A 25,388-nucleotide genomic window follows, 5' to 3' on the forward strand; every position below is an offset into this window, starting at 1 on the left:
TTCACACCTCGCCCCCGCCCGCTCGCGTGGCGGGTGTCGGCGGCGCGGCGGGACGGTCCGCGCGCACCTCCTCATCCGCGCGTCGTCGCGGACTGCGGTCGGCTCCCGGCCGCCGCCGGCGCCACGCGCGCTGCAGCACCCCCCGCACCTCCCGGTCGAGGGCGACGAGCGTCGCCGCGGCGCACAGCAGCCCGGCCACCCCGCCTGCACCCGCCGCGGCGACCGGGGCGGCCGGGCCCACGGCGTGGACCACCGCGCCGGCGGCCACGGCGGTGCACGCCGCGCTCACACCGGCCGGGACCCACGAGCGCGCGACGGTGCGCACGCGGATCCCGAGGGTCCGGGCGCTGACGATCGTGATCACCGTCGAGCTCAGCGCGGTCGCGCCGATCATGGCCAGGCACAGCGCCGTGAGCTCGTCGGGGCCGCCACCCGCGAGGAGCCACGCCCCGACGAGGGCGGCGGCCTTGATCCCGCCCGCGGACCAGAGCAGGATCGCGAGCGTGCCCGGATGGCCCCGGGCCTGGAGCGCCGGGCCGAGCAGGAGGGTCGCGGCGATGCAGAGCTGGACGAGTGCGAGCAGCTGGATCGCCCGCGCGGTGCCGTCCCACTCGGGCCCGAGGACCTGTTCGACGGCGGGGGCGACCCCCGCGACGAGGCCGAGCAGCGGAAACGCGAGCGCCGCCGTGATCCGCTGCATTCCGGACAGTCGCGTGGAGAAGGCGTCGCGGTCGTCCTGAACCTCGGCGAGGCCCGGGAGGGAGACCGACTGCATTCCCCGGGCCGTCACGTCGACCACCATGGCGGTGAGCCGCTGACCCATCCGGTACGTGCCGATCACGATGGGGCCGAAGAACGCCCCGGCGAGCACGATGTCCAGCCGGCCGCTGACGAACAGGCCGATGCTCGAGCCGGCGGACCGCATCGAGTACGAGCGGAGCTCCCGGGCCGCCACCCGGCTGAAACGCAGCCGTGGCCGCCAGGGGGAGACCCCCCACAGGGTGAGGGCCGCGACCGCCGCCATGACCATCTGCTGCGTCACGAGCGACCACACGCCCCAGCCGAGGATCGCCGCAGCGATGCCCGCGACCCCGCCCGCGATGACCGACGCCCACGTTCGGATCGTCAGCTTCCTGAACTCGAGACTGCGACGCAGGAGGGCCTCGTGCACGACGACCGTCGAGGTGAGGGGGACGGTGAGCGCGAGCACCTGGATCACCGGCCCGAGCTCGGGCAGGCCGTTGATCTCGGCCCAGAGGGGCGCCAGCGCGATGCCCGCGGCCGTGCACACGAGGCCGAATCCGGTGACGAGCCAGAACGCCGTGTCCGCGTGCTCGTCGCGGAGGACCTTGCGGGAGATGATCGCGGGCATGAGCCCCTGCTTCTGGAGCATCTCGATGAAGTTGGTGAACACCAGGGCCATCGCGATCACGCCGAAGGCGCGCGGCCCGAGCATGGCGGCCAGCACGAGCGAGAGGCCCAGGGTGATGACCATCTTGCCCAGGGAGAGCGCATAGGACCACGTGGCCGCGGTCCGCAGGCCACCGCTCGCGGGCCGGGCCTGGGTGGCGGGTGCCCTCATCGCCGGACCGCCCGACGGCGGGGCGCGTCGCCGAGCAGCGCGTCGAAGACCCCGACATAGGCCCGGGCCTGGTGGGACCACGCGAGCTCGCCCTCGATCCGGGCCCTGCCGATCCGGCCCATGCGCTCCCGTGCGGCCGGGTCGTCGAGGAGGTCGGAGATCGCCGCCGCCATGGCGATCGGTTCGCCCTCCGGAACGTAGACCGCGGCATCGGCGGCGCACCGGGCGGTCTCGCGCAGCCGGGTCGCGACCGTGGCCAGCTCGTGGGCCATGTACTCGAGCGTCTTGTTCATCGTGGAGCGGTGGTTGAACTCGTTCGGGGGATCCGGGGTCACCCCGAGGTCGGCGCTGGAGAGCCAGCGCCCGAGTTCGTCGTGGTCGACCCGCCCGGTGAACGTGACCCACGGATCGAGCTCGCGGCGGGTGCAGTCGGCGCGCAGGTCGGCGAGGGAGTCGCCGAACCCGAGGAGGGCGAACGTCGTGTCCGTGCGGCCCCGCTCGTGCACGAAGTGATCGATCGCGGCGAGCAGCCGGTCCACGCCGTCCTGCGGGCCCATGATCCCGACGTAGGTCACGAGGTGGCGGCGCCCCCGGCGCAGCTCGCGGCACGGTGCGCCCCGCCTCATCCGGGCGGCGTCGGGGGTGCTCATCACGACGGCGGTACGCCCGAGCGGGACCCGGCCGCGCTCCAGCGCCACGGCCTGATAGGCGGGGTTGGGGCACACCACCCGGTCCGCCACCCGGTAGGTCAGGGCCTCGAGCCCGAGGAGGACTCGGAACGGCACCCCGCGCCGGCCGAATCGAGCCTCGTACACCTCCGGGCACAGGTCGTGCTGATCGAAGACGTACGGCCGGCCGCGCAGCCGCCACAGCGCGCCGAGGAGCCAATAGGTGTCGGGCGGATTGCACGCCTGCAGCACGTCGAACCCCTCGGCGGCGGCCACCCGGCGGGAGAGCCGGGCGGTGCGCACCCAGCACACGAGGAACTCCCACAGATAGCTCCACAGGCCCCGGGATCCGGAGGGGGCCGGATAGCTGTGGACGACGACCCCGTCGAGCTCGTGCCGGTCGGGCTCGCCGGCATGCTCCTTCGGGCAGATGACGCTCACCCCGTAGCCGGCGTCGATGAGGGCGCGGCACTCCGACCGGACCCGCCGGTCGATGCGCAGCGGCAGGTTCTGGATGACCACGAGGACGCGGGGCGAACGCTCGGCCACGGTGGCGGCCGAACCGGTGCTCTCTCCGTTTCGCCACATCTGGTGCTGCTCCCGTCCGGGGCCGTCCACGATCGACACTTGTCAAGGCGGCCGGCGTCGTCGGACGTCCCGCGCCCGCGGGCTCGGCACGCCCGGACCCAGCTGGTCCTCCCCAGGCTAGGCGAGGCCCGCCGATCCCGGCCGGCCCGTGTGGGTGGAGCACGGGTGAACCTGGACCGCCCGAGCCGGTGGCGACCCCTCACCCCCGGGGTGAGGCGGCGCGGGCCGCGCCCTGTGATACTTCGGAGGTGGTCTCGATCGTCATTCCCGCGCACGACGAGGAACGCGTGCTCGCCCGGCTGCTCGACGCGCTGGGGGGCGGCGAGGTGCCCGGCGTGGAGATCGTCGTCGTGGCGAACGGCTGCACGGACCGGACGGCGGATGTGGCCCGCCGGTACCCGGTCGTCCTCGTGGAGACGCCCGTGCCGTCGAAGATCCGGGCGCTGGCCCTCGGAGACGCGCGCGCCTCCTCCTTCCCGCGGCTGTACGTCGACGGCGACGTCGTGCTGGGGATCGCGGACGTGCGGGCGCTCTGCGGGGCGCTCGGCGGCGAGGTTCATGCCGCCGGGCCGACCCGGTTCGTTCCCATGACGGGCGCCTCCCTCCCCGTGCGCTGGTACTACGACGTCTGGCAGCGCCTCGACGGCACCCGGGCGGAGCTCTACGGTCGGGGGGTGCTCGCCGTGGACCGGGCCGGGCACGAACGGGTGAGCCCGTGGCGGGAGGCGATGTCCGATGACCTGATGATCGCCATGAGCTTCGCCCCGGCGGAACGCCGCGTGGTTCCCGGCGCGACCGTGGTCATCATGCCGCCGCGCACGTACCGGAACCTCCTGCGGCGCCGGGTCCGGGCGATGACGGGGAATCGGCAGCTCGCCCATGACGGTGGTGCCCACCTGCGCCGGCCGGCCCCGCCGGGCCCCGCCCTGCGCCGGCTCGCCGCGGCCGAGCCTCGGCTGATCCCGCGGATCGCCCTGTTCCTCGCCACCGCGGCGATCGCCAAGGCCCGGGGTGTGGTCGCCGCCCGGCGGTCCGGGCAGACGTGGCTGCGGGACGACAGCCGGTCCTGACCGGGGCCGCAGGAACGCCACCCGCACACACGAACGCGGCCCCGCTCCGTGCAGGGAGCGGGGCCGCGTGGGTGGGAGTCCGTGTGTGGGAGTCCGTGTATGGGTGTCCGGGCCGGTGATCAGCGGCGGACGGGCTCTCCCGACTCGTGCCACACGTTGCCGGTGAACGTGTTCCCGCGCTCACCCGTGTCGTGGCTGGTGATCGGACCGTAGCGGCCGCACGTGTCGAAGTACTTGGTCGAGAAGTGGTTGTCGACGATCTTGACGTTCGACCCGTTCGGGTAGTTCTTCGACCCCACGCTGCCGCCGTAGACGCAGTAGGAGCCCGTGGTGGCGATGAGGTTCCCCTTGAGCAGGTAGCCGTCGACCGGGGCGTGGTCACCGTACATGGTGACGGCCGCGGAGCAGCCGGTCTTCTCGCACATGATGACGTTGTTCGTCACCTTGATGTTCTTGCCGCCGTGGGTGCTGATCCCCGCGCGGTGCGCGCCGTCCCAGGTCTTGGTCAGGTGGAGGTAGGAGTTGCTGATCGTCACGTCGTTCGCGATCCGGATGCCGCGGCCGATGTTGTGGACCAGGCCGTGGTCGAAGGTGAATCCGCACTCCGGTGCGTACATCGGGATCGCCGTGGCGGGCGCGTTCTTCCCGTTGATCTCCGTGTGCTCGACCCGGACGTTGGTCGGGCACGTGCCGTCGGCCGTCTTGACCACGTAGATCATGTAGGTGCCCGTGCCGTTGACGGTGACGTCCCGAACGGTGACGTTGTCATGGCGAATGGTCAGCCGGCCGTTCACCTCGGTGCGCTCGATCACCTGGCCGTCACGCGAGGTCTTGAGGGAGCCGGTCGTCTGCGTGGCCGCCGAGCGCGGGCCGGTCGTGGCCTTGGTCGGGAAGTCGCCCGAGGGCTCCGGGTCGGGGGTCGGCTCGGGGTCCGGGGCGGGCTCGGGGTCCGGGGTGGGCTCGGGGTCCGGGGTGGGCTCGGGGTCCGGGGTGGGCTCGGGGTCCGGGGTGGGCTCCGGGTCCGGCGTGGGCTCGGGCTCCGGCGTGGGCTCGGGGTCCGGGGTGGGCGTCGGCTCGGGATCCGGCGTGGACGCCTCGGTCGAGAACGGCACGCCGTCGACCGAGCTGTCGATCACCGTGGCGGGGTTCTTCTCGGAGAACATGAAGTCGTTGCGACAGCCCTCGAGGCTGACTCGCTCCGCGGTGTAGCCGCCGAAGACCACGCCGTTGGTCCGCGGTCCGGTGCACTCGACGGTGGTGTCGACGATCCGGGTGCCGGTGACCCCCGGGTAGATGCGAATGCTGTGGTATCCGCCGTAGGTGACGGTGGTGTTGCGGATGGTCACGTTGTCGGCGCGGACGGCGATCGAGCCGTTCACGTGCTTCGAATCGATCACCGTTCCGGCCTCGCGGACCGCGATGCTGTCCGACGGGGTCAGCTCGGCGGCGGCTGCGCCATCGGCCTCCGGCTGGGAATCGAACGGGTGGGCGGAGGCCGTGACGACGCCGGCCCCGGCGAGCAGCAGCGATGCTGCCATCGTGATGCCGGCGCGCAGGCGCCGATGAATTCGGACGTGGTTGGTCACGTAAGTCTCTCTCGGTTGCTCGGGTGTCCGTCGCGATGGACGGCCCGCCGGTGCACCTCGTTCGGGCGGACAAGCCGGCGGTCGGCTCCGGTCACAGAACCGGAAGCGCCATATTTGTAACGAGACCGTAACAGCCGAGAAAACGGTGCCGATCGGAGGGGTGACCGCGACCAATCGTCATGGTGACCAAGAGGAATGAACCGGCGCGAACGCGTGTGAGGTGCCTAACAGAATCGCACGGCTCAAGTCCTTGACGGCTCGGAGCCGGCCGGCGGCGGGCCTCGGTTCACCGGGAGTCGGCGCGCTTCCGCTCGACGAAGCGGGCGAGATTCTCGATGCTGTCCAGGTTCGCCGGAACGGTCTCGTGGTCGGCGACCGGCACGCCGAGGTCGTCCTCCAGGAACTCCACGAGCTCGAGCACGCCCGTGGAATCGACCACGCCGGCGGCGAGCAGCGACTCCGCGTCCCCCGGCATCCGGGCGGTGTCCCCGAACAGGAAGTTGGCGACGACGAATGCCCTCACCTGGTCGATTACTGCGGTGTCCATGTTGCCCCCACTGGCGATCCGACCCATGCTGTGATGTGACCCAGGTTACTCTATGAAGGTACGGCCGTGATGAGCGTGCGTCCGTGCAGCTTCCGGACGGAGGAGGGCAGATGGTCGAGGATCCCGCCAATGTCGGCGACTACCTCCTGGGCACCGGCCGCGGGGACGACGTCGCGCTCATCGACCGAACGGGAGCGCACACCTACGCGGATCTTCGCCGCGCGACCGCAGCGCTCGCGGGGCACATCGCGGGCTGGGGACTCCCCGCGGGATCGCGGATCGCCCTGCTGAGCCGGAACTCGCTCTTCTGGGCTGCGGCCTACCTCGCCATCCTGCGTTCGGGTCACGTGGTGGTGCCGCTCGCCACGGCGCTGACGGCGCGGGACGCCGTGCGCAACGCCCGATTCGTCGACTGCGCGGCCGTCGTCGTCGACTCGGCCCTCGCCGGCCGATTCGCGCCGCTGCTCCGGGTCGCCGATCACGTCGCCGACGAGCGCGCGATGACCGGCCCGGTTCCGGGTGCCGGCGGCCCCGTTCGCCAGGCGGGCACCACGGCCCCGGACAGTGACGCCGTCCTCGTCTTCACGTCGGGAACGACCGCCAGCCCGCGGGCCGTGCGGGTGAGCCATCGCAACATCCGCGCGAACACGGACTCGATCATCCGGTACCTGGAGCTGACGCGGGCGGACCGGGTCCTCGTGGTGCTGCCGTTCTCCTACTGCTACGGGGCCTCGCTGCTGCACACCCACCTGCGCGCCGGTGGCGGGCTCTCCATCTGTGACACCTTCGCCTATCCGGAGACCGTGATCGAGGCGATCGAACGCGACGGGTGCACCGGGCTCGCCGGAGTCCCGTCGACCTATCAACTGCTGTTGCGGGCCAGCTCGTTCGAGAGCACCCGGTTGCCGACGCTGCGCACCCTCCAGCAGGCCGGTGGGAGGCTGGCTCAGCCGCAGGTCGATCGGGTCGCCGCCGCCCAGCCGCAGGCGAGGCTCTTCGTCATGTACGGCCAGACCGAGGCGACCGCGCGCTTGTCCTACCTGCCGCCCGAGCTGTGGGAGGAACGGCGCGGCTCGATCGGGCGCGGAATCCCCGGGGTCTCGCTCACCGTCGTCGACCCGGACGGCCGCGAGGTCGCTCCCGGCGTCGTGGGGGAGATCGTCGCCCACGGCGAGAACATCACGAACGGATACTGGAACGACCCCGAGGGGACCGCCGCCAGGTTCGTCGACGGCGGGCTGCGCACCGGGGATCTCGCGCACGTCGACGAGGACGGCTTCGTCTATATCGACGACCGCCAGGCCGACTTCATCAAGTCCTGGGGCTTTCGGGTCTCGACCCACGAGATCGAGGACTCCGTGCTCACGCTCCCGGGCGTCACCGGCGCCGCGGTCGTCGGGCGCCCCGACGACGAGGCGGGCGAGGCCGTCGTCCTGTTCTACGTCACGGCGCCGGCGGGCGAGGTGACGCCCGCGCAGGTCCTCGCCCACTGCCGGACGGCGCTCGCCCGCCACCTCGTGCCCCGGGAGGCCCGCCGGGTGCCGGGGCTTCCCCTGAACCAGAACGGCAAGGTCGTCAAGGCGACCCTCAAGGAGTGGGCCGCGCGCGCGGACGGCCCCGGCGGGGAGTGAGGCCGTGGACATCGTCGGCGTCGGCACGGATCTCGTGGAGGTGGCCAGGTTCGAACGGCTCCTCCGGCGGGGCGGACGGCGCTTCCTCGACCGATGGTTCCGGGCGGCCGAGATCGAGTACTGCATCGCCCGGGGCGATCCGCACCGGCACGTCGCGGCCCGGTTCGCGGCGAAGGAGGCGGTGCTCAAGTCGCTGCGCCTGCCCCGGCCCGGCCCGGCCCGCTGGCGGGAGATCGAGGTCACCCGCGACGTCGACGGGCTGCCGGGCGTGGCGCTCCACGGATCGATGTGGGAGGCGGCCGCGGCGGCGGGCGTCGTCACGGTGCACGTCTCGCTCTCGCACGGCGGGACCTACGCGAGCGCCACGGCCACGGCCGTCGGCCGATCCGGCGGGCCCGAGCCGGCTCAGCCGCCGGGGTCGTAGGCGTCGATGAAGCCCTGGACGTCGGTGGACATGATCCGGCCCATCGCCCCGGTGAGCCGCTCCTCGCTCCAGTCCCACCAGCGGATGCGCAGGAGGGCCGCGATCTGCTCGGGCTCGAACCTGAATCCCGCGACCCGGGCGGGATTGCCCGCCACGATCGCATACGGCGGAACGCTCTGTCGCACGACGCTGCCGGCCCCCACGACGACCCCGTCGCCCAGGGTCACGCCCGAGAGGATGATGCTCCCGTGGCCGATCCAGACGTCGTTGCCGATCGTCACGTCCCCGCGGCTCGTCGAGGTCTCGGCAGGGAGGAGCCCGGCCGGGTCGCGGAACGGCGCGTACGCCCCGAATCGATAGGTCGAGACGAAGTCCGTGCGGTGCTCGCCGCCGAGCAGCACGTGGCAGCCGTGGGCGAACGAGCAGAACCGGCCGATCCGGAGCGTGCAGCCGGGAGTGCGGGAGGTGACGCTCAGGTGGCCCCACGAGTATCGCCCGATCTCGTACCGGCGCAGGTCCGGGCGCAGATCGAGTCGCTCCCCGGGCGGCAGCATCCCGGTTCGGCGGCGCTCGAGACGTCGCCGAAGCCGGCCGAGGCGGGCCCGCGCGCCGGTGAGCATCGTCAGATCTCCGGCACGGCGCCGGCGAGCACGGGCGCCAGGTGCAGATATTCGGTCGTGCTCCGCTTCTGATCGATGTCGCGGAACACCCGGTCGACCTGTTCGAGGGTGAGCCCGGCCGCGCGGGCGACCTGCTCGCGCGGCACGGCGTTGTTCTTGCCGTACAGGCACAGGTCCATCCGGTCGTGGGGGAGGGAGAAGTAGAACTCCTCCTGGGACTGCGGCAGGGAGTAGGTGTCGGTCGTCGAGGGGCGGGTGCGGATCTCCGCGGGCACGCCGAGGTGTGCGGCGAGCGCGTAGACCTGGCACTTGTACAGGTGCGCGATCGGCTTGACGTCGGCCGCGCCGTCGCCCAGCTTGACGAAGAAGCCCTGGTCGTACTCGAGCCGGTTCGGGGTGCCGGCGACCGCGTAGTTGAGGCGGTCGGCCCAGTGGTAGGCGAGCATCGTGCGCACGCGCTGCTTGAAGTTCGTGGCGGCGACGATCCCCAGGTAGGCCTCGGGCGAGAGCCGGTACTGCTCCTGCCCGCCGTCGGGGTCGACCACCACGACCGAATAGAGCCGGTAGCGGTCGGAGTCGATGACCGAGGGCAGCACGATCTTCGATCGGTAGCCGGGCCCGTAGTCCGGGCACACGAGCCGGATGGCGTCGTCCCGGCGGGCGTAGGCGCCGACCGCCTCGAGGATCGGGGTGATGTCCTCCACCTCCGAGCCGATCCCGAACGCGTCCGAGAGGCTCGTGCTGATGCGCAGGGTCTCGGGGGAGGACTCCCGCTCGGGCAGGTGGAGCCCGACGACCCGGTCCGGCCCGAGCGTCGTGGCGGCGAGCGCGGCGACCACGCTCGAGTCGATTCCGCCCGAGAGGGCGACGACGACGCCGCGTCGCCTCGTGCGTTGCAGGTAGTGCTCGAGCTGCTCGCCGATTCGCTCGGTCTCCGCTGCCGGGTCGATGTCGAGCGTGTCCCGCCCGAAGGGTGCCGCCATGTCTGTCTCCTACCGGGTTGTCACCAGATCGGTCACTGTCATCGGCTCGGCCGGGGCGTGGTCCGCCGGCGAGGATCCGTCGCCGTCGATGAACTGGCGATGCAGGAGCTGGGTCGAGAGCACGGCCAGGATGCGCATGTTGTCCGTGTTGCTCATCCGCACCCCGCCGGTGCGCCGGCACTTGGCGACGAGCGCGGCGACGGCCCGTGGCTGGAAGATCCCGGCGGCGGCGACGGCCTCGGGCCGGGTCGCCTCCTCGATCCAGGGCGGCGGGTCGGCGCCGAAGAAGGCGGCCGCGTCCGGCGCCCGGTACGGCTGCTTCGGGCGGGTGAGGATCTCGTCGGGGAGGAGGTCGGCGAACGCCCGCTTGAGGATGTGCTTCTCGTCGAGCCCCTGCAGCTTGTGGCGTCCCGGCAGCCGGCCGGCGAGGTCGACGACGTCGCGGTCGAGGAACGGGAAGCGTCCCTCGACCGAGTGCGCCATGAGCATCCGGTCCCCCTGGGAGGCGAGGATGTAGCCGGGCAGGAGCGTCGACATCTCCAGCCACTGCGCGCGGCTGAGCGGGTCCCAGCGGCGATGCGAGGGCGGCATGCGCTCGAGCAGCCCGGCCGTCACGTCCGACTCCCAGTCCGGGTGGGGCACGGTCATCCGCAGCAGGGCCGAGGTCGTATCCCACCGTGGCCGGTGCGAGAGCGCCGGGTCGGCGGCGTCCAGGTGGCGGCCGAAGAACTCCCGGGCGAAGGCGGGCGCCGCCCCGGGGGAACGCGCCAGCCACGGGTAGAGCAGCTCGAGGCCGCGCGCGCGGATCCGCGAATCCGGATCCCGTGCCAGGAACTCGCGCAGCCGGGCCTCGCGGAAGAGGTCGTAGCCGGCGAACACCTCGTCGGCGCCCTCCCCGGTGACCACGACCTTGTAGCCGTGCTCGCGGGCGAGACCGGACAGGAGGAACATCGGCACCGGCGCGGCCCGCAGCATGGGCGCCTCGGCGTGGCGGACCACCTCGGGGAAGGCCGCGCCGATGTCGCCGGCGCGCACCGTCACCTCGTGATGCTCGGTGCCGAGCCGGGCGGCCATGACCGACTGGAACGCCCCCTCGTCGAAGTCGGCGTCGGCGAACCGCAGCGAGAACGTCTGCAGCGGCACGTCGGTGTACCGGGCGATGACGGCGGCTGTGATCGCGGAGTCGAGCCCGCCGGAGAGATAGGCGCCGACGGGCACGTCGCTGCGCAGGAACCGCAGCCGCACCGCCTCGACCACCCGGTCGCGAACGGCCGCCGTGTTTTGCGTCAGGTCCTGCAGGGGCTCGGTGCCGCGCTCGGGGAAGTCGGGCTGCCAGAACGGGAAGAGCCGTTCGCCCCGCTCGTCGATGATCGCCACGTGTCCCGGCGGCAGCTGGCGGATCCCGGCGAAGACCGTCCGGGGGGCGACGGTGCTCCAGAAGGTCATCGTCTCGGCGAGTCCGACGCGGTCGAAGGCCCTCGGCAGCCGCGGATCGGCGAGGAGCGACTTCACCTCGGAGGCGAACAGCAGCCGGTGCCGGTCGCGGGTGAAGTACAGGGGCCGGACCCCGAGCCGGTCCCGGCACAGGATGAGGCGGCGGCTGCCGCGTTCCCAGATCGCCAGCGCCCACTGGCCGTTGAACCGTTCGAAGCAGTCCTCCCGCCACTGCTCCCAGGCGTGCACGATCACCTCGGTGTCACTCGCCGAGACGAATCGATGGCCGAGCCCGATCAGTTCCCGGCGCAGTTCGACGTAGTTGAAGATCTCGCCGTTGAACGTGACCCAGACCGAGCCGTCCGCGTTGCCCATCGGCTGGGCGCCGCCGTCCGCGTCGATGATGGCCAGCCGCGCATGGCCGAGGGCCACGTGCTCGTCTCGGAAGAGGCCGCTACCGTCCGGGCCGCGGTGCGGCACCCGCGAGAGCATGCGGATCGCCAGGTCGAGGTCGGGGGCGCCGTCGAACGAGCGCACCCCTACGATGCCGCACATCGCTCCCCTCCGGCGAGGGTGCACAGGAGGGACTCGATCGCCTCCCACCGCCCGAGGTGGGCGACGTCGATCGCGTCCTCGGGGAGCGTCACGCCGCAGGCGTCCTCGAGTGCGATCGCCATGCGGATCGCGTCGAGCTCGCCCGCATCCGGCCCGAGCGGGAGCGGGAGTTCGGCCAGAATCCGGCGTCGGTCGACGGTCATCCGCTCAGCTCCCGTTCCTGCGGTGTGAGGGCAGCACGTGCTCACCCCAAGGATGACACGCGGGGCGCCCGATCCGGCAGGGGGTGAGGGCCACGGATTCCGGAGCGCCCCGGCTCCGTGCCAGGTCCGGTCCAGGCCTGTGCCAGGCCTGTGCCGGGATCCGGGCGCGGATCGCTCGCCTCGGCCCACCCCCACCTCACCCCCGTCTCACCTCGAGCCGCCGTGAGGTTCACCCCTCGATCATGCGCCCGGGCGGCGGAGTCTGGGCTAGCTTCTCGAGTAGCCGGCGACGCTGCGGGGCGGGGCCGCCCGGTCGGCGATGGGAGGCCGAGATGAGGCTGCGGGTCGATGATGTCAGTTGTCGTGAGATCGACGACGAGATGGTGCTGCTCGACCTGAGGACGTCGACCTACCTCACGGCGAACCGGGTCGGCACGACGCTCCTGCGCCTGCTGGCCGAGGAGTGCTCCACGGCGGACCTGGCCGACGCGCTGGTCGCCGCGTTCGGGATCGAGCGAGCGGCCGCGCTCGCGGACACCCGCGCGTTCCTGGGGGATCTGCACCACCGCGGCCTGCTCGAGCGCGCCGAGCCCGGGATCGCCGCCGGGACGCCGGGCCGTGACTCCGATCCGTGAGGTGCCCGCGGTCGCCGCGGCGCTCCTGGTCGCCTGCGCCGTCGAGGTCGCCCTGCACCTGCTGTCGTTGCCGCGCACGGCCCGGGCGGTGGGCGCCCCGCTGCGCCAGGGGGGTGGCGCCGCCCCGGACGCGAGGGGAAACGCGCGGCTCGGCCCGCGCGGCCGCCGCCGGGTGCGAGCGGTGCGGCGCGTCATGCGGCACTGGCCGTTCGGGGACACGTGCCTGCGGCACGCGCTCGTCGCCGGCCAGCGGCTCCGCCGACTCCACCCGGAGCTCGTCGTCGGGGTGAGGAAGACCGGTGGCGTGGTGCGGGCGCACGCCTGGCTCGAGTTCGAGACCGGGCTCTACGATCCGCTCGGTGTCGCGCGGGCCTACCTGCCGCTCGAGCCGCTTCCGGGCGAGGAGGGTACGTGATGCGCACCGGGGCGCCGGGCCACTCCCGGCCGACCCAGCCGAACCGGCCGAACCGGCCGACCCGGCCGACTCGGCCGACCCGGCTGTACCGGCTCTACGGGCTCGTGATCGACAGCGAGATCGACCTGCACCAGGATCGGCCCGCGACGGGGCGGGCCGACCTCACGGTCCGGATCGGCGCCGCCATGACGGCGACCACCGCGCCACCGATCGGGCGCAGGCTGCTGCACCTGGAGACCGCGGAATCGGTCCTCGCCACGGCGACCACGACCGGGTCGGGCTATCACCTGCGCTTCTACGGAACGTGCGACGTCGAGATCGATCGCGCGCTGACCACGGTGGTGACGCACGCGGTGACCGGGGCGGATCCGGACACGGTGGCCGTGCTCGTCTCGGGAACCGTGCTCTCGTTCGTGCTCGCGATGCGCCGCGAGCCGGTGCTGCACGCGAGCGCGGTCGAGGTCGAGGCCGGCGCGGTGGCGTTCGTGGGCGGGTCCGGGATGGGCAAGTCCACGATGGCGACCCTCCTGTGCGCCGCGGGCGGCCGGCTCGTCACGGACGACGTGTTGCGCGTGGACCTGCGTGGGGCCCGGCCGCGGTGCTACCTGGGCGGGACCGCGCTGCGGCTGCGCAAGTCGGCCGCCGAACTCTCCGCGCTCTTCGACACGCGTCCGGCCCGCCGGGTCACGGGGGACGGGCGGGATGCGCTGACGATGGCGCCCGCCGTGCGGGAGCTGTTGCCGCTGGCCGCGATCGTCATTCCCGTGCCGCGCCACGACGCCCCCGGGAGCCGGCCCGAACTCGTGCGGCTGGACCCGGCGCGGGCACTGCTCGCGCTGCTCCGGTTCCCGCGCATCGTCGGCTGGGAGGATCCGGACACGCTCGATCGCCAGTTGCAGGAGCTCGGGGCGATCGTCGAGGCCGTGCCGGTTCACGTCGCCGGCCTCCCGTGGGGGCCGCCGTTCCCGGACTCGCTGGCCGCCGACGTGCTCGAGGGGGTCAGGGGCGAGGCGGAGCCGCGGGCGGGATCATCGGCAGGCCCTCCTGGTGCAGCCAGGCCATCTGCGCGAGGAAATAGCTCACCGGATGTGGCCGGTCGCTGAGCCAGACGGCACGGAGGCGTTCCTCGTCGATGAAGTCCGGGGAGAAGGCCCCGCCCCGGAAGCCCTCGGCGAACCGGCGCTCCCGCTCGCCCCACCGGGAGGCGTTGAAGGCCGCCTTCGACCGGCGAGCGAGGATCGCATCCGGGAGCAGGTCGGCGCCGAGGAGGCGGAAGAGGTTCGTCCGGCCCCGGAAGCCCCAGCCGCCCCCGGCGCGTGCGAGCGCGGCGACCACGGGGGCCTCGGCGATCGGATGCCGCAGGGTGAGCCCGTACTCGGCGGCGCTCGCGGTGGCGTTGTCCAGGCCGAGCCTCGTCGCGCGCCGGGAGTAGATCGCCCAGGTGGCCGCGTCCCAGCGCAGCGGGCCTCGTTCCGCCGCCTCGTCCCGGGCGAGGATGTCCCGTGCCGCCGGTCGCAGCCACCCGAGCGCGTCGGGGTCGGCGAACCTGCGCCGCGACTGCCGCCGCGCGACGACGGCCGGGCTCAGCGCCGCGGCCGCCGCCCGCACGAGCGCCCCGCTGGGGCGGCGACGCCGGCCGAGGAGCAGGTACAGGGGCGTGATCCGGCGTCCCTCGATGAACGCGTCACCGCCCTCGCCGGTGAGCACGGTCCCGGGGTCGAGCTGGTCGAAGAAGAGTGGTTGGGTATGCACGGCCTCCGGCCAGACGAGCCCGCGCCGGCGCAGGTGTCGGGTCGCCAGGTCGCCCAGCGTGGACCGCTCATGGGTGACCGGCACGACGATCCGCTCGGTGAGACCGAGGTGGCCGAGCACCAGGTCCTGCCATGCGGACTCGTCGGCCCGCGCGTCCCCCGGATACACGGCCGTGACCGGCACCGGATCCGGGACCCCGAGCGCGCGGGCAGCCCGGGTCGCCAGAGCGAGCACGAGGGAGGAGTCCCTCCCCCCGGAGAACAGCACGTAGCACGGGCCGTCGGCCACCGCGTCGCGGGCGGCGTGGTCCAGGGCGTCTCGGACCGTTCCGCCGTCTCGGACCGTTCTGCCGTCTCGGACCGTTCGACCGGGGACCATCGCCTCCCACGGCACGGGCATCGCCCCCAACGGCGCGCCGACGTCGAGCTCGCGGCCCGCGAGCCGCTCATACGTCGCGGCACGGTCGCGACGCGACGCCGCGTCCCGATCACGATCGGCACGCGGCGTCGTAGCCACGGTCAGCTGAACGTGCCCGGTGCAGGCACCGTCCACTTCCACAGCCGGATCTCGTCCGACCAGTCCTGCAGGTTGTGACCACCGAGGGTCATCTCGCGCACGCTGCCGACTTCGGTCAGCTTCGGTGCTTCGTAGTCATTCACGTCGTTCCCTTCCTTCTTCTCGTGCGAGGGACGCGCTGCCGCGCCTCATCGGATGGATTCCCAGGCGATCGACTCAGCCTAGGAGGCGGCCTGCTCCCGTGTTCGGGCGAAGCCGGATTCTCCGCGGGTGAATCGTGGGTGCGCGGGCGAGTGGCGGGGGGTGAGCAGGGTGAGGTCGTTGGGCCCGCTGTGTCCTCCGGGTCCGCAGCCGACTACGACGACCGGATCGCGCCCTCGACCCGGTCGAGATAGACGCCGAGGGCGCGCTGGCCGGCCACGACGCGATCGGCCCGGCCGGACCGGGCGGCCTGGGCGGCCCGGTCCCGCTGCAGCACGTGGCGGGCCACGCCCCGGGAGGCGGCCAGCGCCGTGCGGGCCGCCCCCGGCTGCGCGGCCCGGGCCACGAGCCGGGCGATGCCGGGCTCGGACCGGGTGCCCGGCACGGGGGCGATGCGGTCGACCGCCCCTGTCAGAGCCCGGAACGCCGGGGAGGACCCGAGGAGGCGGTCGAGGCCGATGGGCAGATCGCCCCCCAGGCCGGACCGGGCGCGTCGCAGCACGAGCGAGACGTGCGGGGCGGCCTTCCACGCGGCCGCCCGCCGGGCCACCTCGGCCCAGTCCGTGACCCGTGCGGCACTGCGTTGGGCGTCCACGAGGTAGAGCAGCCTGTTGGCGCCCGTGAGCGCGGCGTGGAGGCAGACGTGGATGAGCGTGTCCGCGGGGTCGAGGGTCCACCCGGGCACGAACCCGAGCCGGATCGGTACCCGCCGCTCGAGGATCCGGGCGGTCGGCACGTCGAGCCGCCGCCGCCGGCCGGCCGTGTTGATCATCGACCAGTGCAGGTCCATGAGCGCCCCGGACGGGCTCCGCCAGTGCATCTCGCCGGGGACGTCGGGATTGCCGAGCATGTCGTCGAAGTCGGCGATCGTCCACCCCGCCTCGAGCAGCCGCGCGCTCGCCGTCCGCAGGTCGCCCGGGGCCACGAGGAGGTCGAGGTCCCCGTAGCTGCGCAGGCCGGCCACGGGGTGGGCGACCTCGGAGAGCACCGGCCCCTTGAACACGACCCACGGGAGGTCCTCGAACAGGTCGCCGAGCGCCCCGACGAGGGTCGTCATGTGCAGGTGGGTCGCCCGCGCCCGGTCCCGGTCGTCCTCGACGAGCCGCGCCAGGTCCCCGGCCGTCTCGCGCAGCAGCGTGTGCGCCAGCGGGGCCAGGCGGTGGTAGCGGACGGCGCCCGCGAACGCCTCGGGGCGGGCCCGCACCGACGGCGCGATCGCCGGGGTCTCGCCCCGTGCGATCTGCACGAGCGCGTGCGAGAGGGCGGAGCGGGCTCGGCGCCGCGGGGGGCGGTCCGTGACCGTGCTGCGAAGTGACACCATTCCTCCCGGTTCGTCCACAGTGCGAGCGGGTCGGCGCTGTTCGCGGTCGTCTGTGGTATGAGACGATGCTACCTATGCGCGTCGCCGTCGTTGGTTGCGGATATCTCGGTGCCGTGCACGCCGCTGCCATGGCCGAGTTCGGGCACGACGTCATCGGCTTCGACGTCGACGAGCGCAAGATCGCGGCGCTGCGGGCCGGTGAGCCGCCGATCTTCGAGCCCGGCCTGCCCGAGCTCCTCAGCGCGGGGATCTCCTCGGGCCGGCTGAACTTCTCGAGCGACGTCGCGGACATCGCCGGCGCCTCGCTCAGCTTCCTCACCGTGGGCACGCCGCAGCTCAAGGACGGCCGAGCGGCGGATCTCAGCTACGTCGACGCGGCCATCACCGCGCTCGCCGGACAGCTGCGCCCGGGCGACGTCGTCGTCGGGAAGTCGACCGTGCCGATCGGCACGGCCGCCCGCCTCGCCGCCCGCCTCGACGACCTCGCCCCCGGCGCCGTGCTCGCCTGGAATCCCGAGTTCCTGCGGGAGGGGTGGGCGGTCCAGGACTCGCTCGCCCCGAATCGGCTCGTGTTCGGCCTCCCGCCGGCGGCGGATCGGGCCCACCTCGCCGAGGCGGCGCTGCGCGAGGTGTTCGCCCGGCCGCTGGCGAACGACACGCCGCTCATCGTCACGGACTACGCGACCGCGGAACTGGTCAAGGTCTCCGCCAACGCGTTCCTCGCCACGAAGATCTCCTTCATCAACGCCATGGCGGAGATCGCCGAGGTGACCGGCGCCGACGTCACCCAGCTCGCCGACGCGATCGGCTACGACGACCGGATCGGCCGCCGATACCTCGGCGCCGGGGTGGGATTCGGCGGCGGCTGCCTCCCGAAGGACATCCGGGCGTTCCGGGCGCGCGCCGAGGAACTGGGGCGCGGGGAGTCGGTCGCCTTCCTCGCGCAGGTCGACGCGATCAACCTCCGCCGCCGCAAGCGTCTCGTCGCCCATGTCATCGACCTGCTCGACGGGACGCCGCACGGCAAGGTCGTGGCGGTCCTCGGGCTCGCGTTCAAGCCGCAGTCGGACGACGTGCGCGACTCTCCCGCGCTCGACATCGCGGTGCGGCTCCACGGCCTCGGCGCGGTGGTCCGGGCCACCGATCCGAAGGCGATCGAGAACTCCCGGGCACTCCACCCGCAGCTCGACTACCGCGAGTCCTTCGAGGATGCCGTCACCGGGGCGGACGCCCTCGTGCTCGTGACCGAGTGGGACGAGTACCGGTACCTCGATCCGGACGCCGTGGGCGAGCTCGTGGCCGGGCGCAACGTGGCGGACGGGCGCAACAGTTACGATCCCGCCCGGTGGCGGGCGGCGGGATGGCGATACCGGGGACTCGGCCGGCCCTGAGTCCCGGCCGGAATAGTCGAAACCGGTCGGAACCGGCCGAAACCCGTCGGCGGAGGAGTCGGTCGGATCGCCCGGTGGACAGGAGGACGGAATGAAGGGAATCATCCTCGCCGGCGGGTCCGGCACCCGGCTGCACCCCATCACGATCGGCGTCTCCAAGCAGCTCATGCCGGTCTACGACAAGCCGATGATCTACTACCCGCTGTCGACCCTCATGCTCGCCGGCATCCGCGACATCCTCGTGATCACCACCCCGCACGACGCGGCGAGCTTCGAGCGCCTGCTCGGCGACGGGTCCCAGTTCGGCATCTCGGTCTCCTACGCCCGGCAACGCTCGCCCGACGGCCTCGCCCAGGCGTTCACGATCGGCGCGGACTTCATCGGAACCGGCCGCGTCGCCCTCGTGCTCGGCGACAACCTCCTCTACGGTCCCGGCCTGGGGCGCCGGCTCACACGCTTCACGAGGATCGACGGCGGGGCGATCTTCGCGTACTGGGTCGCCGAGCCGCGGGCGTACGGCGTGATCGAGTTCGACGACGCCGGGCGGGCGGTCTCCCTCGAGGAGAAGCCGGCCGATCCCCGCAGCAGCTACGCGGTCCCCGGCCTGTACTTCTACGACAACGACGTGATCGAGATCGCCCGCGGCCTGCGGCCCAGCGCCCGCGGCGAGTACGAGATCACCGACGTCAACCGCGCCTACCTCGAGCGTGACCGGCTCCGGGTCGAGGTGCTGCCGCGCGGAACCGCCTGGCTCGACACCGGCACGTTCGATCAGCTGACCGACGCGGCCGACTACGTGCGCACGATGGAGCGCCGCACGGGCCTGAAGATCGGCGTACCCGAGGAGGTCGCCTGGCGGCGCGGCTTCCTCACCGACGACGAGCTCCGCCGCCGCGGCGAGTCGCTCCCGAAATCCGGTTACGGTGCCTATCTCATGGGACTGCTCGAGCGGAGGATGGAATGACCGAGGTGCTCGTCACCGGCGGAGCCGGTTTCATCGGTTCGAATTTCGTGCGGTACCTCCTCGCCCACACGGATCATCGGGTGGTCGTGCTCGACGCGCTCACCTACGCCGGCAACCGCGCCTCGCTCGCGGGGCTGCCCGCGGACCGGCTGCGGTTCGTGCGGGGGGACGTCCGTGACGCCGCCCTCGTGGGCGAGGTCGTCGGCGCGCTCACGGGCGAGGGGGACGCCGTCGTGCACTTCGCCGCGGAGTCCCACAACGACAACTCGCTGCGCGACCCGGGCGCGTTCGTGGGGACGAACCTCGTGGGCACGTTCACGCTGCTCGAGGCCGTGCGCCGCCACGGCGTCCGGTTCCACCACATCTCCACCGACGAGGTCTACGGCGACCTCGACCTCGACGCCCCCGACCGGTTCACCGAGGCCACCGCCTACAATCCCTCCTCGCCCTATTCGGCCACGAAGGCGGGCAGCGACCTGCTCGTGCGGGCGTGGACGCGCTCGTTCGGGATCCGCGCGACCATCTCGAACTGCTCGAACAACTACGGGCCCTACCAGCACGTGGAGAAGTTCATTCCGCGCCAGATCACGAACGTGCTCCGCGGGATCCGACCCAAGCTCTACGGCGCGGGGCTCAACGTGCGCGACTGGATCCACACCGAGGACCACTCCGCGGCGGTGCTCGCGATCCTCGAGCGGGGCCGGATCGGGGAGACCTACCTCGTCGGCGCCGACGGCGAACGCGACAACCGGAGCGTCGTCGAGACGATCCTCGCTCTCATGGGCAGCCCGCCCGGCGCCTATGACCTCGTGCCCGACCGGGCGGGCCACGACCTGCGGTACGCGATCGACGCCGCGAAGCTGCGGACCGAGCTCGGGTGGGCGCCCCGGTACGACTTCGACGCCGGCCTGGCCGCGACCATCGACTGGTACCGCCGGAACGAGGACTGGTGGGCACCCGCCAAGGAGGCCACCGAGTCCGCCTATGCGGAGCAGGGCCGATGACCGCCGTCGACCGCCCGCTCACCCGCACCGACACCGCGATCCCCGGGCTCGTGATCGTCGACCTGCCCGTGCACGCCGATGCCCGCGGCTGGTTCAAGGAGAACTGGCACCGCGAGAAGATGCGCGCCGCCGGCCTGCCGGACTTCGGGCCCGTGCAGAACAACATCTCCTATAACGATCTGGTCGGCACCACTCGCGGCATCCACGCCGAGCCGTGGGACAAACTCGTCTCGGTCGCCGCCGGGAGGGTCTTCGGGGCGTGGGTCGACCTGCGCGAGGGACCGGGGTTCGGGCGGCTGGTCACCGCCGAGATCGACCCGGCGCGAGCCGTCTTCGTGCCGCGCGGCGTGGGGAACTCGTTCCAGACCCTCGAGCCCGGCACCGCCTACACCTACCTCGTGAACGACCACTGGTCGCCCGCGGCCGAGTACGCCGCCCTCGACCCGGCCGACGAGACGGTCGCGATCCCGTGGCCGATCCCGCTCGCCGGCGCCGCGATCTCCGCGAAGGACCGGACCCACCCGCGGCTGGCGGACGTCACCCCGGTCTCGCCCCGCAGGATCCTCGTGCTCGGTTCGGACGGGCAGCTCGGCCGGGCCCTTCGCCGGCGCCTCGGCGACGCCCCCCGGTTCGACTACGCGGACCACGCCTCGCTCGACCTGACCGATCCCGACCTCGCGGACGCCCGCAGCTGGCGCGACTACGCCGTGATCGTCGACGCGGCCGGCTACACCGACGTCGATGCCGCCGAGACCCTCGCGGGCCGGGCCGCCGCCTGGGCCGTCAATGCCACCGGCGCGGGGCGGCTCGCCCAGGTGGCCGCGGCGAACGGACTCACGCTCGTGCACGTCTCCACCGACTACGTGTTCGACGGCGCGGCGCCGGCCCCGTACCGGGAGGACGCGCCGCCCGCACCGCTCGGCGGGTACGGCCAGTCGAAGGCCGCGGGCGACCTCGCCGTCGCCGCCACGCCCCGGCACTACCTCGTGCGCGCCTCGTGGATCATCGGCGACGGCCACAACTTCGTGGCCACGATGGCCGGCCTGGCGCGCCGCGGGGACGATCCCGCGGTCGTCGGCGACCAGGTGGGCCGACTCACCTTCGCCGACGATCTCGCCGCCGCGATCGCGCACCTGCTCGAGAGTGAGGCGCCGTTCGGAACCTACAACGTGACGAATGCGGGCACGCCCCGCTCCTGGGCCGGCATCGCCCGGGAGGTGTTCCGGCTCACCGGGCACGATCCGGGGAGGGTGCGCGCGGTGACGACGGCCGAGTACAACGCGGCCCGGCCCGGCCCGACCGCCCCCCGCCCCGCGAACAGCGTGCTCGACCTCGCGAAGATCACCGCGACGGGCTTCACCCCGCGTGACGGCGATCTCGCGCTCGCACAATTCCTCGCGGCCGACGTTCTGATCCCCCCGAAGAAGTCGGGCCGCTCGCGTACTCGCCGACTGCCGCGGCGCGAGGTCGGCACGGCCGAGTCCATCGACGCGATGCTCGATGAGATGAAGGGCGAGTGGTGACGCGGTCCTTCCGCCTCGATCGCTGACGTATCAGGCGCCGCGCTCCCAGTCGCCGGACTTGCCGCCGGTCTTGCGCAGCAGCCGCACGCCGGCGATCTCGGTTCCCTTGTCCATGCCCTTGACCATGTCGACCACGGTGAGGGCGGCGATGCTCGCGGCGGTGAGCGCCTCCATCTCGACCCCGGTGCGGTCGGCGGTGCGCACGGTCGCCTCGATCCGCACGCCCGCATCGGTCACCTCGAGGTCGACCGTGGCCCCGTGCACGCCGATGACGTGCGCCAGCGGCAGCAGTTCCGCCGTGCGCTTGGCGCCGGAGATCCCGGCGATCCGCGCCACGGCGAGCACGTCCCCCTTGGGCACGGACTCGTCCCGCAGCGCCGCCACGACGCGGTCGGCGCAGGCCACGAAGGCCTCGGCCGTCGCGGACCGCACGGTCGGGGTCTTCTCGGTCACGTCGACCATCCGGGCGTGCCCGGCCGCGTCGAGATGGGTCAGGGTCACAGCTGATCTCCGTCCTGCCAGTACTGAACGACGTCGCCGGCGCGCACCGCCTCGACCTCCGCCGGCACCCGCACGAGACCGGTCGCCCGCGCGAGCGTGCCCACGAGATGCGAGCCGGATCCGCCCGCCGTCGCGGGCACCGCCGTGCCGTGCTCGATCCGGGCGGGAAGGTACTGCGCCCGTCCCGGCGGCGTGGCCCAGTCGGCGCCTGCGGGCACGTCGGCGAAGTGGGGAAGTTCAGCGCCGGCACCGGCGAGCGCGCGCAGGGCGGGCCGCACGAGCATCTGCGTGGACACGTACACGCTCACCGGGTTCCCCGGCAGCGCGAATACGCTCACGCCCCGGTACGTGCCCGACCCCTGCGGCTTGCCCGGCTGCATCGCGACCGGACCGAACCACATGTCCGGCTCCGGGGCGAGCACCTCCTTGACCACGTCGTAGGCCCCCACGCTCACCCCGCCGCTGAGCACGACCGCGTCGAAGCGCGGCTCCCCGGTCTCGTCCCGCGTGGAGACGGCGTCCAGCAGCTCCCGTAGTGCACTCGCCTCGTCCGGCACGAACCCCAGGTCGACCGTGGTGGCCACCGGGGCGAGGCAGGCCGCCACGAGCGTCGAGTTCGAGTTCGGGATCTGACCGAATCCGCATGCCTCGCCCGGCCCGCGCAGCTCCGAGCCCGTGGCGATGACGGCCACCCGGGGGAGCGGGTGGGCGAGCACCTGCCCGTGCCCCGCGGAGACGATCGACGCGAGCGCCCGCGCGGTGAGCCGCGTTCCGGCCCGGGCCACCACGTCGCCGGCCGCCAGGTCACCGCCGGCGCGGCGCACGAATCGGCCCGGCTCGCTCGCCCCGTGCACCTGGACCCGGTCCGTGCCGGCGTCGGTCAGCTCGACCTGCACCACGGCGTCGGCGCCGGCCGGCATCGGGCCCCCGGTCATGATCCGGGCCGCCGAGCCGCGGGGCACCGTCGTCGGCGCGGTGGCTCCGGCCGGGATGTCGCCGACGACCGGCAGCGTCACCGGCGCGGCCTCGCTCGCCCCGGCGACGTCGGCCGCGTGCACCGCGTAGCCGTCCATCGCCGAGTTGTCGAAGAGGGGGATGGGGTGGACCGATCGCACGTCGCCGGCGAGCACGAGTCCGTGGGCCGCGGCGACGGGCACGGTCCGGGCCGCCAGCACGGGCTGCGAGCGAATGAGGTGGTCGCGGTACTCGAGGTCGGATCTCATCGGGCGCCCGCCCGCGCCGGCTCCCCGGGGTGGGCACTCGACCACGCCGACCAGCCCCCCGCGAGCACGCTCACGTCGTAGCCGTCGGCGGCCAGTTCCGCGGCGGCGCGCTCCGCGCGGGGGCCCGTGCGGCAGTAGACGACCACCGGCTCCCGCCGCGACAGCTCCGCGCGGCCGACCGTGGTGAGCACCCGCGCGAGCGGGATGTGCACCGAGCCGGGGATCGCGCCGCCGGCGACCTCGTCCGGCTCACGCACGTCGAGGAGCGTCACCCCGGCGGGCACCTCGGCCACGACCGGGACGCCCGTCGGCTCAGGCGGCCCAGCCTGCCCCGTCGGCCCCGTCGGCCCCGCCGGCAGAGTCGGCAGAGTCGGTACTGCGGTCGGCGTCGACGGGCCGGGCCCTGCGGCCGGCGCGGTGGGCGCGGGGGTGAGCGACGTCGTCCGTAGGCCGGTGCGGCGGCGCAGCGGCAGCTCGCGCCAGGCGGCGGCGAGCGCGTCGAACACGAGCACCCGCCCCAGGAGCGGGTGACCGATGCCGGCGATGAGCTTGACCGCCTCCGTGGCCAGGAGGGAGCCGACCTGCCCGACCATCGCGCCGACCACCCCGGCCTGCGAGCACGAGGGCACGGCGCCGGGCGCGGGCGGATGTGGGAACAGGTCGCGCAGCGTGACCCCGTCGCCGGCCGGCGGGCGCGACCAGAACAGGGAGACCTGCGCGTCGAAGCCGAGCACGGAGGCCCACAGCACGGGCAGGCCGAGCTCGGCGGCGGCGTCGCTCACGAGGTAGCGGGTGGGGAAGTTGTCGGCGCCGTCGAGCACGAGGTCGTAGTCCGCGAGGATCCCGGGGGCGTTCTCGGCCGTGAGGCGCAGGCCGTGGGTGCGCACCCGCACGTGCGGGTTGAGCGCGGTCACGGCCGCGGCGGCGCTGTCGACCTTCGCCCGGCCGATGTCGGCGGTCGCGTGGATGACCTGGCGCTGGAGGTTGGACTCCTCGACCACGTCGTCGTCGATGATCCCGAGCGTTCCCACCCCGGCGGCGGCGAGGTACTGCAGCGCCGGCGCGCCGAGGCCGCCCGCGCCGAGCACGAGCACCCGGGCCGCCTTGAGCCGGCGCTGGCCCGGCTCGCCCAGCTGCGGCAGCAGCACGTGGCGCGAGTAGCGGGCGAACTCGGCCTCGGTGAGCGGCGCGGCGGGCTCCACCAGCGGGGGCAGGGCGATCATGGCCTCACCGTACCGCCGGGCGGCATGCGCAAGGCGCCGTCGAGCCGGATGACCTCGCCGTTGAGCATCGGGTTGGCCACGATGTGGCACACGAGGGCCGCGAACTCGGCCGGGTCGCCGAGGCGGTGCGGGTGCGGCGTGAGCTCGGCGAGGGCGGCGCGGGCCTCCTCGGGCAGGGAGGACATGAGCGGGGTGTCGAACGTGCCGGGGGCGATCGCCATGACCCGGATCGCGTCGCGGGCCAGGTCCCGGGCCGCGGTGATCGTGAGGGAGGCGACCCCGCCCTTCGACGCGGCGTAGGCCGCCTGCCCGATCTGCCCCTCGTAGGCGGCGACGGAGGAGGTCATGACCACGACCCCCCGCTCGCCTCCCGCCTCCTGCTGGGCGGCCATGACCTCCGCGGCGAGGCGCAGGGTGTTGAACGTGCCCACGAGGTTGATGGCGACGACCCGCTCGAAGTCCGCGAGCGGCAGCGTGCCGCGGGAGGACCGGATGCGCCCGGGTGGGGCGATCCCGGCGCAGCACACAACGGCCCGCAGCGGGATCGACGGCTCGCCCGCCCGCATCGCCGCCGTAAGGTCGGACTCGGAGCGCACGTCGGCCGGGGCGAACGTGCCGCCGAGCCCGGCGGCCACGGCGGCGCCCTCGGAGGCGGGAAGGTCGGCGATGATCACGTGCGCGCCGGCGGCGGCCAGCGCCCGGGCGGTCGCCGCGCCCAGGCCGGAGGCGCCGCCCGTGACGAGGGCACGGGTTCCGGTGAGATCCATGGGATCGAATCTAGCCCTGGGTGACGTGGTTCGGCTGTCTCGCAGCGAGCGGAGACAGTCG

General features: G+C 73.3%; 25 protein-coding genes. 10 read left to right on the forward strand and 15 right to left on the reverse strand.

Annotation, left to right across the window (positions count from 1 at the left end):
* Position 1: 1 nt before the first annotated feature.
* Together GCG21_RS00500 and GCG21_RS00505 are read right to left on the reverse strand one after the other, a co-directional pair.
* Complete coding sequence (locus GCG21_RS00500; RefSeq protein WP_152817323.1) at positions 2-1,582, reverse strand: lipopolysaccharide biosynthesis protein; 1,581 nt, start codon at positions 1,580-1,582, stop codon at positions 2-4.
* Positions 1,579-2,838 (reverse strand): glycosyltransferase family 4 protein, encoded by a 1,260-nt coding sequence (locus GCG21_RS00505; protein WP_152817325.1) that lies wholly within the window; start codon positions 2,836-2,838, stop codon positions 1,579-1,581. Before GCG21_RS00505 ends, GCG21_RS00500 begins: the two co-directional genes overlap by 4 nt.
* A gap of 248 nt (positions 2,839-3,086) precedes the next feature.
* On the opposite strand from GCG21_RS00505, the gene GCG21_RS00510 reads away from it, so the two are divergent.
* Positions 3,087-3,908, forward strand: a complete 822-nt coding sequence (locus tag GCG21_RS00510) for a glycosyltransferase family 2 protein (protein ID WP_370517176.1) — start codon at positions 3,087-3,089, stop codon at positions 3,906-3,908.
* Positions 3,909-4,027: 119 nt separating this feature from the next.
* Here the strand turns inward: GCG21_RS00510 and GCG21_RS16035 are convergent, their stop codons facing one another.
* Together GCG21_RS16035 and GCG21_RS00520 are read right to left on the reverse strand one after the other, a co-directional pair.
* The gene (locus GCG21_RS16035; RefSeq protein ID WP_194164865.1) at positions 4,028-5,494 is read right to left on the reverse strand and encodes a hypothetical protein; all 1,467 of its coding nucleotides are present in this window, start codon (positions 5,492-5,494) and stop codon (positions 4,028-4,030) included.
* A gap of 286 nt (positions 5,495-5,780) precedes the next feature.
* A complete protein-coding gene (locus GCG21_RS00520; RefSeq protein ID WP_227992841.1) occupies positions 5,781-6,068 on the reverse strand; it encodes an acyl carrier protein in 288 nt (95 codons plus the stop codon).
* Between the two features lie 83 nt (positions 6,069-6,151).
* Between GCG21_RS00520 and GCG21_RS00525 the strand changes: the two genes are divergently transcribed.
* Both GCG21_RS00525 and acpS read left to right on the forward strand, forming a co-directional pair.
* Positions 6,152-7,672, forward strand: a complete 1,521-nt coding sequence (locus tag GCG21_RS00525) for a class I adenylate-forming enzyme family protein (RefSeq protein WP_152817327.1) — start codon at positions 6,152-6,154, stop codon at positions 7,670-7,672.
* A 4-nt stretch (positions 7,673-7,676) separates the two neighbouring features.
* Complete coding sequence (gene acpS, locus GCG21_RS00530; RefSeq protein ID WP_152817329.1) at positions 7,677-8,096, forward strand: holo-ACP synthase; 420 nt, start codon at positions 7,677-7,679, stop codon at positions 8,094-8,096.
* Here acpS and GCG21_RS17075 read toward each other — a convergent pair.
* From GCG21_RS17075 to GCG21_RS00550, 4 genes are read right to left on the reverse strand one after another with little or no spacing between them, the layout of a single operon-like run.
* Entirely contained in the window at positions 8,078-8,716 is a 639-nt protein-coding gene (locus GCG21_RS17075) for a CatB-related O-acetyltransferase (RefSeq protein ID WP_152817331.1), read from the reverse strand. The two genes, acpS and GCG21_RS17075, sit on opposite strands and share 19 nt — an antisense overlap.
* Positions 8,717-8,718: 2 nt before the next feature.
* Positions 8,719-9,699 (reverse strand): NAD(+) synthase, encoded by a 981-nt coding sequence (nadE, locus tag GCG21_RS00540; protein ID WP_152817333.1) that lies wholly within the window; start codon positions 9,697-9,699, stop codon positions 8,719-8,721.
* A 9-nt stretch (positions 9,700-9,708) separates the two neighbouring features.
* On the reverse strand, positions 9,709-11,688 hold the full coding sequence (gene asnB, locus GCG21_RS00545; RefSeq protein WP_152817335.1) for an asparagine synthase (glutamine-hydrolyzing): 1,980 nt from the start codon (positions 11,686-11,688) through the stop codon (positions 9,709-9,711).
* Positions 11,673-11,891, reverse strand: a complete 219-nt coding sequence (locus tag GCG21_RS00550) for a hypothetical protein (RefSeq protein WP_152817337.1) — start codon at positions 11,889-11,891, stop codon at positions 11,673-11,675. The genes asnB and GCG21_RS00550 overlap by 16 nt, the downstream gene beginning before the upstream one ends.
* Positions 11,892-12,223: 332 nt before the next feature.
* On the opposite strand from GCG21_RS00550, the gene GCG21_RS00555 reads away from it, so the two are divergent.
* From GCG21_RS00555 to GCG21_RS00565, 3 genes are read left to right on the forward strand one after another with little or no spacing between them, the layout of a single operon-like run.
* A complete protein-coding gene (locus GCG21_RS00555; RefSeq protein WP_152817339.1) occupies positions 12,224-12,526 on the forward strand; it encodes a PqqD family protein in 303 nt (100 codons plus the stop codon).
* On the forward strand, positions 12,510-12,941 hold the full coding sequence (locus tag GCG21_RS00560; RefSeq protein WP_152817341.1) for a lasso peptide biosynthesis B2 protein: 432 nt from the start codon (positions 12,510-12,512) through the stop codon (positions 12,939-12,941). Before GCG21_RS00555 ends, GCG21_RS00560 begins: the two co-directional genes overlap by 17 nt.
* A complete protein-coding gene (locus tag GCG21_RS00565) occupies positions 12,941-14,044 on the forward strand; it encodes a hypothetical protein (RefSeq protein ID WP_152817343.1) in 1,104 nt (367 codons plus the stop codon). Before GCG21_RS00560 ends, GCG21_RS00565 begins: the two co-directional genes overlap by 1 nt.
* Here the strand turns inward: GCG21_RS00565 and GCG21_RS00570 are convergent.
* From GCG21_RS00570 to GCG21_RS00580, 3 genes are all read right to left on the reverse strand, one after another.
* The gene (locus GCG21_RS00570) at positions 13,941-15,209 is read right to left on the reverse strand and encodes an asparagine synthase-related protein (protein ID WP_152817345.1); all 1,269 of its coding nucleotides are present in this window, start codon (positions 15,207-15,209) and stop codon (positions 13,941-13,943) included. The two genes, GCG21_RS00565 and GCG21_RS00570, sit on opposite strands and share 104 nt — an antisense overlap.
* Before the next feature lie 2 nt (positions 15,210-15,211).
* Positions 15,212-15,352, reverse strand: a complete 141-nt coding sequence (locus GCG21_RS00575; protein ID WP_152817347.1) for a lasso RiPP family leader peptide-containing protein — start codon at positions 15,350-15,352, stop codon at positions 15,212-15,214.
* Between the two features lie 212 nt (positions 15,353-15,564).
* Positions 15,565-16,728 carry a nucleotidyltransferase family protein gene (locus tag GCG21_RS00580; RefSeq protein WP_194164866.1) on the reverse strand — a complete coding sequence of 388 codons (1,164 nt, stop codon included), beginning with the start codon at positions 16,726-16,728 and terminating at the stop codon, positions 15,565-15,567.
* Positions 16,729-16,805: 77 nt separating this feature from the next.
* Here GCG21_RS00580 and GCG21_RS00585 point away from each other — a divergent pair, with 77 nt between their 5' ends.
* The 4 genes from GCG21_RS00585 to GCG21_RS00600 all read left to right on the forward strand — a co-directional run bounded on the left by GCG21_RS00585 (position 16,806) and on the right by GCG21_RS00600 (position 21,613).
* Entirely contained in the window at positions 16,806-18,122 is a 1,317-nt protein-coding gene (locus GCG21_RS00585; RefSeq protein ID WP_152817350.1) for a UDP-glucose/GDP-mannose dehydrogenase family protein, read from the forward strand.
* 91 nt (positions 18,123-18,213) lie between these two features.
* Positions 18,214-19,086 (forward strand): glucose-1-phosphate thymidylyltransferase RfbA, encoded by an 873-nt coding sequence (gene rfbA, locus GCG21_RS00590; protein WP_152817352.1) that lies wholly within the window; start codon positions 18,214-18,216, stop codon positions 19,084-19,086.
* Positions 19,083-20,090: a dTDP-glucose 4,6-dehydratase gene (gene rfbB / locus GCG21_RS00595; protein ID WP_152817353.1), complete on the forward strand. Its 1,008-nt coding sequence runs from the start codon at positions 19,083-19,085 to the stop codon at positions 20,088-20,090. The genes rfbA and rfbB overlap by 4 nt, the downstream gene beginning before the upstream one ends.
* Positions 20,087-21,613, forward strand: coding sequence for a bifunctional dTDP-4-dehydrorhamnose 3,5-epimerase family protein/NAD(P)-dependent oxidoreductase (locus GCG21_RS00600; protein ID WP_152817354.1), 1,527 nt, complete (start codon positions 20,087-20,089; stop codon positions 21,611-21,613). Before rfbB ends, GCG21_RS00600 begins: the two co-directional genes overlap by 4 nt.
* Positions 21,614-21,643: 30 nt before the next feature.
* On the opposite strand, the gene moaC is transcribed toward GCG21_RS00600, so the two are convergent.
* From moaC to GCG21_RS00620, 4 genes are read right to left on the reverse strand one after another with little or no spacing between them, the layout of a single operon-like run.
* Positions 21,644-22,114 (reverse strand): cyclic pyranopterin monophosphate synthase MoaC, encoded by a 471-nt coding sequence (moaC, locus tag GCG21_RS00605; protein WP_153877271.1) that lies wholly within the window; start codon positions 22,112-22,114, stop codon positions 21,644-21,646.
* On the reverse strand, positions 22,111-23,337 hold the full coding sequence (glp, locus tag GCG21_RS00610) for a gephyrin-like molybdotransferase Glp (protein WP_152817355.1): 1,227 nt from the start codon (positions 23,335-23,337) through the stop codon (positions 22,111-22,113). Before glp ends, moaC begins: the two co-directional genes overlap by 4 nt.
* Positions 23,334-24,560 (reverse strand): molybdopterin-synthase adenylyltransferase MoeB, encoded by a 1,227-nt coding sequence (gene moeB, locus GCG21_RS00615; RefSeq protein WP_152817356.1) that lies wholly within the window; start codon positions 24,558-24,560, stop codon positions 23,334-23,336. The genes glp and moeB overlap by 4 nt, the downstream gene beginning before the upstream one ends.
* Complete coding sequence (locus tag GCG21_RS00620; protein WP_152817357.1) at positions 24,557-25,327, reverse strand: SDR family NAD(P)-dependent oxidoreductase; 771 nt, start codon at positions 25,325-25,327, stop codon at positions 24,557-24,559. The genes moeB and GCG21_RS00620 overlap by 4 nt, the downstream gene beginning before the upstream one ends.
* Positions 25,328-25,388: the final 61 nt, after the last annotated feature.

The organism is Pseudactinotalea sp. HY160, assembly GCF_009372055.1.
Classification (GTDB): Bacteria; Actinomycetota; Actinomycetes; order Actinomycetales; family Beutenbergiaceae; genus HY158.

Coding starts and splice junctions, on each gene's coding strand:
- GCG21_RS00500 (WP_152817323.1), bottom strand. CDS start 1,582: ATGAGGGCACCCGCCACCCAGGCCCGGCCCGCGAGCGGTGGCCTGCGG.
- GCG21_RS00505 (WP_152817325.1), bottom strand. CDS start 2,838: ATGTGGCGAAACGGAGAGAGCACCGGTTCGGCCGCCACCGTGGCCGAG.
- GCG21_RS00520 (WP_227992841.1), bottom strand. CDS start 6,068: ATGGGTCGGATCGCCAGTGGGGGCAACATGGACACCGCAGTAATCGAC.
- GCG21_RS00525 (WP_152817327.1), top strand. CDS start 6,152: ATGGTCGAGGATCCCGCCAATGTCGGCGACTACCTCCTGGGCACCGGC.
- GCG21_RS17075 (WP_152817331.1), bottom strand. CDS start 8,716: ATGCTCACCGGCGCGCGGGCCCGCCTCGGCCGGCTTCGGCGACGTCTC.
- nadE (WP_152817333.1), bottom strand. CDS start 9,699: ATGGCGGCACCCTTCGGGCGGGACACGCTCGACATCGACCCGGCAGCG.
- asnB (WP_152817335.1), bottom strand. CDS start 11,688: ATGTGCGGCATCGTAGGGGTGCGCTCGTTCGACGGCGCCCCCGACCTC.
- GCG21_RS00550 (WP_152817337.1), bottom strand. CDS start 11,891: ATGACCGTCGACCGACGCCGGATTCTGGCCGAACTCCCGCTCCCGCTC.
- GCG21_RS00555 (WP_152817339.1), top strand. CDS start 12,224: ATGAGGCTGCGGGTCGATGATGTCAGTTGTCGTGAGATCGACGACGAG.
- GCG21_RS00565 (WP_152817343.1), top strand. CDS start 12,941: ATGCGCACCGGGGCGCCGGGCCACTCCCGGCCGACCCAGCCGAACCGG.
- GCG21_RS00585 (WP_152817350.1), top strand. CDS start 16,806: ATGCGCGTCGCCGTCGTTGGTTGCGGATATCTCGGTGCCGTGCACGCC.
- rfbA (WP_152817352.1), top strand. CDS start 18,214: ATGAAGGGAATCATCCTCGCCGGCGGGTCCGGCACCCGGCTGCACCCC.
- rfbB (WP_152817353.1), top strand. CDS start 19,083: ATGACCGAGGTGCTCGTCACCGGCGGAGCCGGTTTCATCGGTTCGAAT.
- GCG21_RS00600 (WP_152817354.1), top strand. CDS start 20,087: ATGACCGCCGTCGACCGCCCGCTCACCCGCACCGACACCGCGATCCCC.
- glp (WP_152817355.1), bottom strand. CDS start 23,337: ATGAGATCCGACCTCGAGTACCGCGACCACCTCATTCGCTCGCAGCCC.
- moeB (WP_152817356.1), bottom strand. CDS start 24,560: ATGATCGCCCTGCCCCCGCTGGTGGAGCCCGCCGCGCCGCTCACCGAG.
- GCG21_RS00620 (WP_152817357.1), bottom strand. CDS start 25,327: ATGGATCTCACCGGAACCCGTGCCCTCGTCACGGGCGGCGCCTCCGGC.